Raw genomic sequence first — 9,737 nt, 5'->3', positions numbered from 1 at the left:
GCTCAGGACCCGGCGGCACCGCCGGGGCCGGAGCCGCGGCGGCGCAGGTAGCGCTCGAAGTCGGCGGCGATGGTGTCACCGCTGGTCTCGCGCAGGTCCGACTCGGCCTCCTCGGCGTCGGACTCCTGGGCCTGCTCCTCGAGCTGGCGGACGTACTCGCGCACCTCGTCGTCGGCGTCGGCCATCTCCGAGACCGTGCGCTCCCACTCCTCGGCCGCCTCCGGCAGCCCGCCGAGCGGGACCTCGACGTCGAGGGCCTCCTCGATCCGGTGCAGCAGCGCGACCGCGGCCTTGGGCACGCGGGCCTGCGAGACGTAGTGCGGGACCTCGGCCCAGTAGGACAGCGCCGGCACCCCGGCCTCGACGCAGGCCTGCTGGAACACCGCGACGATCCCCGTCGGTCCCTCGTAGTTCGACGGCTCGATGCCCATCGCCTTGAACGAGTCGACGTCCCACGACGTGCCGTTCACCGGGGTCGGCCGGGTGTGCGGGACCTCGGTCAGCAGCGCACCGAGTGTGATGACCTTCGTCACGCCCAGGCGCTCGATGTGACCGATCAGTTCACGGCAGAATGCGCGCCATCTCATATTGGGTTCGATGCCGCTCACGAGCACCACATGACGGTCCGTCCCGGGCAGCGTGGCCCAGGACAGGCGGGTGGTCTGCCACTCGATCCTGCGGGTGATCCCGTCGGCCAGCTTCACATGCGGCCGGGTGACCTGGAAGTCGTAGTACTCCTCGGGATCGATCGAGGTCAGGGGCTGTGCGTCCCAGCTGAGCTCGAGGTGCTCCAGAGCGGTGCTCGCGGCCTCGCCGGCGTCGTTCCAACCCTCGAACGCGGCGACCAGCACCGGCTCGATCAGGGACGGCTGATCGCCCGTTCCCGCGGTGCTCGGGTCTCCATCCGTCATCGCTACAGCCTACGGCCCGGGGCTCTCACAATCCGGTCGAACCCCGTTCACCAGGTAACCTCACTCATCGTGTCATCAACGATGGGAGCGGATCACTCGGTGAGCACCTCTTCGGACGGCGACATCGCGGTGTCAGAGGGCAAGCAGGACAGGGCAGGGCGCGTGGAGGAGACCGCCGCCAGAACGCAACGTCTCAGAGAGATCTTGGACGAGCGGATCGGCGTCGTCGACGGCGCGTGGGGAACGGTCATCCAGGGGCTCGGGTTGTCCCCGGAGGACTACCAGGCGGACTTCCTCGCCGATCATCCGAAGGACACCAACGGTGACCCGGACCTCCTCAACCTGACCCGGCCCGACCTGATCCTGGACAGCCACCGGCGCTACTTCGAGGCCGGCGCGGACATCACGACGACGAACACGTTCACCGCCACCACGATCGGCCAGGCCGACTACGCCCTCGAGGGCAAGGTGCGCGAGATGAACCTGGCGGCGGCGAAGCTGGCCCGCCAGGCGGCCGACGAGGCCGAGGGCGACAAGTTCGTGGCCGGGTCGATCGGCCCGCTGAACGTGACGCTGTCGCTGTCGCCCAAGGTCGAGGACCCCGCCTTCCGTGCGGTGTCCTACCAGCAGGTCTACGAGACCTACGCCGACCAGATCGGCGCGCTCGACGAGGGCGGGGTGGACCTGCTCCTGATCGAGACGATCTTCGACACGCTGAACTGCAAGGCTGCCCTGCAGGCCGCGCACGACGTCGCGCCGCACCTGCCGATCTGGATCTCGGTCACGATCGTCGACCGGTCCGGGCGGACGCTGTCCGGCCAGACCGTCGACGCGTTCTGGACCTCGGTCCGGCACGCGCGACCGCTGATCGTCGGTCTGAACTGCTCGCTGGGCGCCGACGAGATGCGCCCGCACGTGCAGGCGCTCTCCGAGATCGCCGACACCTACACCGCCAGCTACCCCAACGCGGGACTGCCGAACGCGTTCGGCGGCTACGACGAGACCCCGGACCAGACCGCGGCGCTGCTCCAGGAGTTCGCCGAGTCCGGCCTGGTCAACGTCGTCGGCGGATGCTGCGGCACCGGGCACGACCACATCCGCGAGATCGCGAAGGCGGTGAGGTCGCTGCCGCCGCGCAGCCGGGTCGAGCCGCCCGAGCGGACGCGGTTCTCCGGACTGGAGCGGTTCGAGATCGGTCCCGACACCGGCTTCGTGATGGTCGGTGAGCGCACGAACGTCACCGGCTCCAAGCGGTTCCGGAGGCTGATCGAGTCCAAGGACTACACCGGCGCCCTGGACGTCGCGCTGGACATGGTCCGCGGTGGCGCGAACATGCTCGACGTCAACATGGACGCCGACCTCCTCGAGAGCGACGAGGAGATGACGACGTTCCTGAACCTCGTGGCCACCGAGCCGGAGGTCGCCCGCTGGCCGATCATGATCGACAGCTCGCGCTGGTCGGTGATCGAGGCCGGGCTGCGGTGCGTGCAGGGCAAGGGGATCGTGAACTCGATCAGCCTCAAGGAGGGCGAGGACGAGTTCCGCGAACGCGCCAACATCGTGCGCTCCTTCGGCGCGGGCGTCGTCGTGATGGCGTTCGACGAGAAGGGCCAGGCGGACACCGCCCAGCGCAAGGTCGAGATCTGCGAGCGCGCCTACAAGATCCTGGTCGACGAGGTCGGGTTCCCGCCCGAGGACATCGTGTTCGACCCGAACGTGCTCGCCATCGCCACCGGCATGTCCGAGCACAACGACTACGCCAAGGACTTCATCGAGGCCTGCCCGAAGATCAAGGAGCGCTGCCCGGGCGTCCACATCTCCGGCGGCATCTCGAACCTGTCGTTCGCCTTCCGCGGCAACGACGTGGTGCGCGAGGCGATGGACTCGGCGTTCCTCTACCACGCCATCAAGGTCGGCCTGGACATGGGAATCGTGAACGCCGGGCAGCTCGTGGTCTACCAGGACATCGAGCCCGAGCTCCTGGAGATGGTCGAGGACGTCCTGTTCAACCGTCGCGAGGACGCGACCGACCGGCTCGTCGACGCCGCGGACCGGTTCAAGGGCGAGGGCACCCAGCGCAAGCACGACCTCACCTGGCGGGAGAACGACGTCCGGGCCCGGCTCGAGCACGCGCTGGTGCACGGCATCGTCGACTACGTCGAGGACGACACGGAGGAGGCCCGCCAGCAGGCGGAGCGCCCCCTGCACGTCATCGAGGGTCCGCTGATGGACGGCATGAAGGTCGTCGGCGACCTGTTCGGTGACGGCAAGATGTTCCTGCCCCAGGTGGTCAAGTCCGCCCGGGTGATGAAGCGCGCGGTGGCCTACCTCGAGCCCTTCATGGAGAAGGAGAAGGAGGAGGCCAAGGCCCGCGGGGAGGCCACCTCCGACCGCGGCAACGGCACGGTCGTGATGGCCACGGTCAAGGGCGACGTGCACGACATCGGCAAGAACATCGTCGGCGTCGTGCTCGGCTGCAACAGCTACCGGGTGATCGACCTCGGCGTGATGGTCCCGGCCGCGCAGATCCTCGACACCGCCGTCGCCGAGGACGCGGACGCGATCGGCCTGTCCGGGCTGATCACCCCCTCGCTCGACGAGATGGTCGGCGTCGCGGCCGAGATGGAGCGGCGCGGGCTCAAGCTGCCGCTGCTGATCGGTGGCGCGACCACGTCCAAGCAGCACACCGCGGTCAAGGTCGCGCCGGCCTACGACGGCACCACCGTGCACGTGCTGGACGCCTCGCGCGTCGTCGGTGTGGTGTCCGACCTGTTCGACGACAACCGCGCCGAGGTGCTCGCGGCGAGCAACGCCGAGGAGCAGCAGCGGCTGCGTGAGCAGCACGCCGGCCGCGAGCAGAAGCCGCTGCTCTCGATCGAGGAGGCGCGGGCGAACCGGGAGGTCGTGTCGTTCGACGAGGAGCTGCCGGTCCCGGAGTTCACCGGGGTCCGGCACGTCACCCCGACGATCGCGGAGCTGCGCGAGCTGATCGACTGGCAGTTCCTGTTCCTGGCCTGGGAGATGAAGGGCAAGTTCCCGAAGATCCTGGACGAGCCGGTGGCCCGTGAGCTCTACGACGACGCCAACGCCCTGCTCGACCACATCATCGCCGAGGACCTCTTCGAGGCCAAGGGCGTCTACGGGTTCTGGCCTGCGCACTCCGAGGGTGACGACATCGTCATCGACGAGAGCGGCAACCAGATCCGGCTCCCGATGCTGCGCCAGCAGACCAAGAAGCCGCTGGGCCGGAACAACCGCTGCCTGGCCGACTACGTCGCGCCCGAGGGGGACCACCTCGGCGCGTTCGCGGTGGGGATCCACGGCGCGGAGAAGGTCTCGGCCGAGTACGAGAAGGATCTCGACGACTACAAGTCGATCATGGTGAAGGCGCTGGCCGACCGGCTCGCCGAGGCGTTCGCCGAGTACGCCCACCTCGAGGCCCGCCGGGAGTGGTTCGAGCCCGACGCCGCCCCGGGCGCCGAGGAGCTGCTGGGGGAGAAGTTCCGGGGCATCCGCCCCGCGTTCGGCTACCCGGCCTGCCCGGACCACACGGAGAAGCAGAAGCTGTTCGACCTGCTGGACGCGACGTCGCTGGACCTCGCGCTCACCGAGTCGTTCGCGATGACGCCGGCGGCGGCGGTGTCCGGCATGATCTTCGCCCACCCCGAGTCCCGCTACTTCACCGTCGGGCGGGTCGGCAAGGACCAGATCGAGGACTACGCCGGCCGCCAGGGCACCGAGGTGCTCGAGGTGGAGCGCTGGCTGCGTCCGAACCTGGGCTACTCGCCGGAGGAGAAGAAGGCGGCCGATGGGGCCTGAGTCCCACCCTGAGTCCCGCACGGACTCGCACGCACGGACCGGCGGTGTCGCTGACGCGGCACCGCCGGTCCGTGTCGGTGGCGCCCCGGCTCCGCCCGCGGCGGTACTGCTGGACATGGACGGCACGCTGATCGACTCGGAGAAGGTCTGGGACCGCTCGCTCGACGAGCTGATGGGCCGCCTCGGGGCCGGGCCGCTGAGCACCGGGGCCCGGCAGGAGTCGATCGGCGGGTCGCTCTGGTCGAGCGTGCGCATCTGTTTCCGGGAGGCGGGCCGCGACCCGTCGACGGTGCCCGAGGCCGAGATGGCCGCGGCGGGGGAGTGGCTGTTCACCCGCACCGGGGAGCTGTTCGGCGAGGGGCTGCCGTGGCGTCCGGGCGCGCGCGAGCTGCTGGGCTCGCTGCGCGCGGCCGGTGTCCCGGCCGCGCTGGTCACCAACACCATCCGCTCGCTGGTCGAGCTGGCCCTGGACACGCTGGGGCGGGAGAACTTCGCCGCGACGGTGTGCGGCGACGAGGTCGGGCTTCCGAAGCCGGCGCCGGACCCCTACCTGCGGGCCGCGGACCTGCTCGGGCTCGACCCGGCCCGCTGCCTGGCCGTGGAGGACTCGCCGACCGGAGCGGTCTCGGCGGAGGACGCGGGGTGCGTCGTGCTCGTCGTGCCCTGCGAGATCCCGGTGCCCGGCGGCCCGCGGCGGGTGCACCGGGAGTCCCTCACAGGCGTCACACTCAGTGATCTTGCTCGTATCCATGCGTCGGTGATGAGCCCCGCGCCGCCGTGACCGGGTCGCGAACGGGCCGTCCAGCACGACGAACGGATGGAGCGTGATCTGTTCGTCACTCTGGGTGTACCACCCGGCGCAGAAGTCTGTCCGGCGACCTCAGACCCGCGAATGCGCTGGATGGCGGTATGGGCGAGAGTCGACACTGGTCGTGAAAGGGGTCAACTGACGTGAAGACATTCGACGGCCTGTTCGCGGAGCTCAGCGCGAAGGCAGCCGACCGCCCGGCGGGTTCGGGCACCGTGGCCGCTCTGGACGCGGGAGTACATGCACAGGGCAAGAAGGTGCTCGAGGAGGCCGGCGAGGTGTGGCTGGCCGCGGAGCACGAGCCGGACGACGCGCTCGCCGAGGAGATCTCGCAGCTCCTCTACCGGGTACAGGTGCTGATGCTCCAGCGTGGGCTGGCACTGGAGGACGTCTACAAGTTCCTCTGAACGGAATTTCCGTACCGAGTGAAGGCCCCGCACCCACCGCGATACCTGGTAGTGAGAAGACTGTGACATCCGAGGAGAGCCCCATGCTCCGCGTCGCGTTGCCCAACAAGGGCACCCTGGCCGAGCCCGCCGCCACGATGATGCGGGAGGCCGGCTACCGACAGCGGTCCGACTCGCGCGACCTGAGCATGGTCGACGAGGAGAACGGCATCGAGTTCTTCTACCTGCGGCCGAAGGACATCGCGACCTACGTCGGCAAGGGCGACCTGCATCTCGGTGTCACCGGGTTCGACCTGATGGAGGAGTCCGGCAGCCAGGTGCAGACGGTGCTGGAGCTCGGCTTCGGCAAGTCGCGGTTCCAGTTCGCCGTGCCGGTCGGCGACGACTGGAAGCTCGAGGACCTGGACGGCAAGAAGATCGCCACCTCCTACCCGCGGCTGGTGCGCTCGTACCTGTCCGGCAAGCGGATCGGCGCCGAGATCGTCAAGCTCGACGGCGCGGTGGAGATCTCGATCCAGCTCGGCCTGGCGGACGCGATCGCCGACGTCGTGTCGTCCGGGCGGACGCTGCGCCAGCACGGGCTGACCGTGATCGGCGACCCGATCGCCTCCTCGCAGGCCACGCTGATCGAGCGCGAGCCGCGCCACGACCGGGCCGAGTCCGAGGAGACCACGGCTGTGAAGGCGATCTTCGCGGAGCGGCTGCGCGGCGTCGTCCTGGCCCGCGAGTACCTGATGATGGACTACGACTGCCCGAAGGGCCTGCTCCCCGAGGCGGAGAAGATCGCCCCCGGGCTGCAGGCGCCGACCGTGTCGCCGCTCTACAAGGAGGGCTGGGTCGCGGTCCGGACGATGGTGCCGACCAAGGACACCAACCGGGTCATGGACAAGCTCGCCCGCCTCGGCGCCAAGGCCATCCTGACCTCGGAGATCCGGTCCTGCCGGGCGATGACCAGCAACGGCGACTGAGCCCGCGGGCCCGGTTGCCGACGACTCAGCGGTCGTGGCCGGTGACGGTCACGACCGGCCACGCGTTGTTGACGTAGCCCTTGGGGTTCCACACGCTGGCGGGGTGCTCGGGCTGCAGGTCGGCGGAGCTGTCCCACGCCCTGGCGGTGATCGTCGCGGGTCCGGGCGGCAGGTCCACCGTGGTGTGCCAGGTCCGCCACGCCCAGCGGCTCACCTGGTCGTCGAGGTCGGCCTGGGCCCACGTCCGCCCGCCGTCGACGGAGACGTCCACGCGGACGACCGTGCGGTCGTCGCCGACGAAGGCGTACCCGGTGACGTCGACGGGCCCGGCGATGAGGTCGTCGCCGTCGTCGGGACACAGGATCTCGGAGTTCAGGGCGACCGCGCCGAGCGCGATCCCGTCCCCGGGCGCGGGGTCGGTGAGGTCGGCCGGCAGCAGCCGGTAGGCGCTGGTCTGGAAGAAGTTGTCGGACGGACGGTCCCGCGCGGTGATCGTCTCGACCCACTTGACGCTGCGGGCGCCGATGTGTCCGGGGACGACGACCCGGACCGGTGCACCGTGCGCCGCCGGCAGCGGCTCGCCGTTCATCTCCCACACCAGCAGGACCTCGGCCGCGGTGGCCTTGGCGGCCGGGATCGACCCGCCGAAGCCCTGCGGCGGGTCGGCCTCGGGCGCGACGTCGGGCGCGTCGAACGCGATGTCGGTGACGCCGGGGTCCAGGCCCGCGGCGTCGAGGACGTCGGCCAGGCGGGCACCGGCCCAGCGCGCGGTCGAGGTCGCGCCGGGGCCCCAGGGGTGCTGGCCCGGGATGTCGTGCACCGCCATCAGCCCGGCCCGCCGGTTGCCGGCGCACTGCAGGGTGGCGATCTCCTCGTGGCGGGTGAAGCGGGACCGCAGGTCGTCGAGCGAGAGCTCCAGCGGGCGGGTGACCATGCCGCGGACGCGCAGCCGCCAGGCCGTCCGGTCGACGTCGGGGAACGGGCCGTGGTTGCGGCCGTAGAACGCCTCGATCGGGGTGAGCGCGTCGGTCAGGGCGCCCCGTGGGGGCTCGGCGTTGTAGGGCTCGCGCTCGTGCACCAGCATGTCGTCGCGCTTGGCCGGTGACCTCATCGGTCCAGCGTGCCCCGCGGGCGCCCGCCGTGCTCGGCGGTTCCGGATCGTCAGCGCTTGCGGGTCGTCAGCGTTTCCGGATCGTCAGGGCCTGGGAGATCCGGCCCACGTGCCCGTCGGCGTCGAACAGGGTCGCCGAGACGGTCCCGACGCCGTAGGGGCCGACGACGGTCTCGGCCGCGACCCCGGTCCAGCCGGGCACCGGGTCACGGTGCAGGTGCACGGTCAGCTCGGTGTTGACGAACAGCCACTCCCGCACGTCCAGCGGGGCGCCGAGCCCGTTCGCCGAGTCCGCCGCGATCATCATGTTCTGCAGCGGGCTGGCCTGCTCGCCCGCGACGATCGGCACCCGCGGGCGGATCCACGCCCGGCCGGGCCCGGCCTCGCCCAGCCACCCGTCCAGCCAGGCCCACTCCACGGCGTCCATGAACCCCGGCAGCCAGCCGTCGGGACGCTCGGTGCGCACGGTCGCGTGCTCCGGCCCGGGCAACGACGGGGCGAGCCCGGCCTGCTGCGCCGCGGTGTCGCCGCGCGCCAGGCGCCACGCCCGGGCCCGCAGGACGTCGCGGCCGCCGGCCGACATCGTCGCGTGCAGCATCTCGATCGTCCGCCCCGAGCGCTCCACCCCGGCCCGCACCTCGACCGGGCCGGCCGGGACCGCGCCGAGCACCTCGACGGTGACCCGGGCCAGCATCGCAGGCGGCGCGCCGTCGCGGCTGGGTTCGACCCGCTCCAGCGCCCGCACCAGCAGGGCCGAGGGCGGGCCGCCGTGCTGGGCCTCGGCGAACCAGGGGCCGGTGGTGGAGAACGTGGCCTCGAACCGTTCGACGGCGTCCGGGCCGGTCTGCTCTGCGGCGCCGAGGGGCAGGTAGAACGGTTGCAGGTCGCTCACGGTTCGATCATGCCCTGTCCGACCGCGACGCCGGCGGACGCCGTGCCCGGCGTGGCGCCGGAGACCGGGGCCTCGCCCGGCCAGCCGGGGTAGGGCGGCGGCGTGCCGTCCCACGCCGGGCAGACCGCCTTGTGGTCGCAGGTGCGGCACGCCGGGCCCGGGTTGGGCCGGAAGTCGCCGTCCGGGGCCGCGCGCCGCACCGCGGCCCAGATCGCCTGCAGCAGCGTCGCGAACCGGTGCAGCTCCTCGGCGTCGGGGGAGTAGGTCAGCGACTCCCCGTTCGCCAGGTAGAGCAGCCGCAGCTCGGTGGGGACCACGCCGCGCAGCAGCAGCACGGCGAGCGCGTAGAACTTCAGCTGGAACATCGCGCCCAGCTCGCCGTACTCGTGCGGCGACGAGCCGGTCTTGTAGTCCACGACGCGGATCCGCCCGTCCGGCGCGACGTCGAGCCGGTCCAGGTAGCCGCGCAGCGGCAGCTCCGGGGTCAGCTCGACCTCGACGAGCTCCTCCACCGCGGCCGGGGTGATCCGGCGCGGGTCCTCGAGGGTGAAGTAGGTGTCGAGCAGCGCCGTCGCCGAGTCCAGCCACAGGGCCAGCGCCGGGTCGTCGGGGCCGGTGAACAGTGCCGTCACCACCTCCGGCCAGGAGGCGACGAGCTCGTCCCAGGCCGGGCCGAGCAGGGCCCGCGCGGCCTCCGGGACCCGCTCGGGTGCGGGCAGCGCGAACAGCTTCTCCAGCACCGCGTGCACCAGCGTGCCGCGGACCTGGGCCCGGGTCGGCGGTTCGGGTAGCCGGTCGACCGCGCGGAAGCGGTAGAGCAA

Annotated in this window: 8 protein-coding genes; 4 read left to right on the top strand and 4 right to left on the bottom strand. The window is 71.3% G+C overall.

The window, feature by feature from the left end:
• Positions 1–2: 2 nt before the first annotated feature.
• A complete protein-coding gene (locus I4I78_RS25300) occupies positions 3–911 on the bottom strand; it encodes a PAC2 family protein (RefSeq protein WP_218613991.1) in 909 nt (302 codons plus the stop codon).
• 129 nt (positions 912–1,040) lie between these two features.
• Between I4I78_RS25300 and metH the strand changes: the two genes are divergently transcribed.
• From metH to hisG, 4 genes are all read left to right on the top strand, one after another.
• Complete coding sequence (metH, locus tag I4I78_RS25295) at positions 1,041–4,730, top strand: methionine synthase (protein WP_374225916.1); 3,690 nt, start codon at positions 1,041–1,043, stop codon at positions 4,728–4,730.
• Between the two features lie 109 nt (positions 4,731–4,839).
• Entirely contained in the window at positions 4,840–5,511 is a 672-nt protein-coding gene (locus I4I78_RS25290) for an HAD family hydrolase (protein ID WP_374225915.1), read from the top strand.
• Between the two features lie 170 nt (positions 5,512–5,681).
• The gene (locus I4I78_RS25285; RefSeq protein WP_218613988.1) at positions 5,682–5,945 is read left to right on the top strand and encodes a phosphoribosyl-ATP diphosphatase; all 264 of its coding nucleotides are present in this window, start codon (positions 5,682–5,684) and stop codon (positions 5,943–5,945) included.
• 83 nt (positions 5,946–6,028) lie between these two features.
• Positions 6,029–6,913 (top strand): ATP phosphoribosyltransferase, encoded by an 885-nt coding sequence (gene hisG / locus I4I78_RS25280; RefSeq protein WP_218613987.1) that lies wholly within the window; start codon positions 6,029–6,031, stop codon positions 6,911–6,913.
• 25 nt (positions 6,914–6,938) lie between these two features.
• On the opposite strand, the gene I4I78_RS25275 is transcribed toward hisG, so the two are convergent.
• From I4I78_RS25275 to I4I78_RS25265, 3 genes are all read right to left on the bottom strand, one after another.
• Positions 6,939–8,024, bottom strand: coding sequence for a sulfite oxidase (locus I4I78_RS25275; protein WP_226380413.1), 1,086 nt, complete (start codon positions 8,022–8,024; stop codon positions 6,939–6,941).
• 67 nt (positions 8,025–8,091) lie between these two features.
• Positions 8,092–8,916: a thioesterase family protein gene (locus tag I4I78_RS25270; RefSeq protein WP_308252349.1), complete on the bottom strand. Its 825-nt coding sequence runs from the start codon at positions 8,914–8,916 to the stop codon at positions 8,092–8,094.
• Positions 8,913–9,737 (bottom strand): PD-(D/E)XK nuclease family protein (locus tag I4I78_RS25265; RefSeq protein ID WP_218613986.1); only part of this gene is annotated, 825 nt, incomplete at its 5' end. The genes I4I78_RS25270 and I4I78_RS25265, both read right to left, overlap by 4 nt.

The sequence above is a fragment of the Pseudonocardia sp. KRD291 genome (assembly GCF_019263595.1).
GTDB lineage: Bacteria > Actinomycetota > Actinomycetes > Mycobacteriales > Pseudonocardiaceae > Pseudonocardia.
This window is presented reverse-complemented; position numbering and strand designations above follow the sequence as displayed.

Excerpts from the sequence above, each read along its gene's own strand:
- I4I78_RS25300 (WP_218613991.1), bottom strand. The coding sequence starts at position 911 with ATGACGGATGGAGACCCGAGCACCGCGGGAACGGGCGATCAGCCGTCC.
- hisG (WP_218613987.1), top strand. The coding sequence starts at position 6,029 with ATGCTCCGCGTCGCGTTGCCCAACAAGGGCACCCTGGCCGAGCCCGCC.
- I4I78_RS25275 (WP_226380413.1), bottom strand. The coding sequence starts at position 8,024 with ATGAGGTCACCGGCCAAGCGCGACGACATGCTGGTGCACGAGCGCGAG.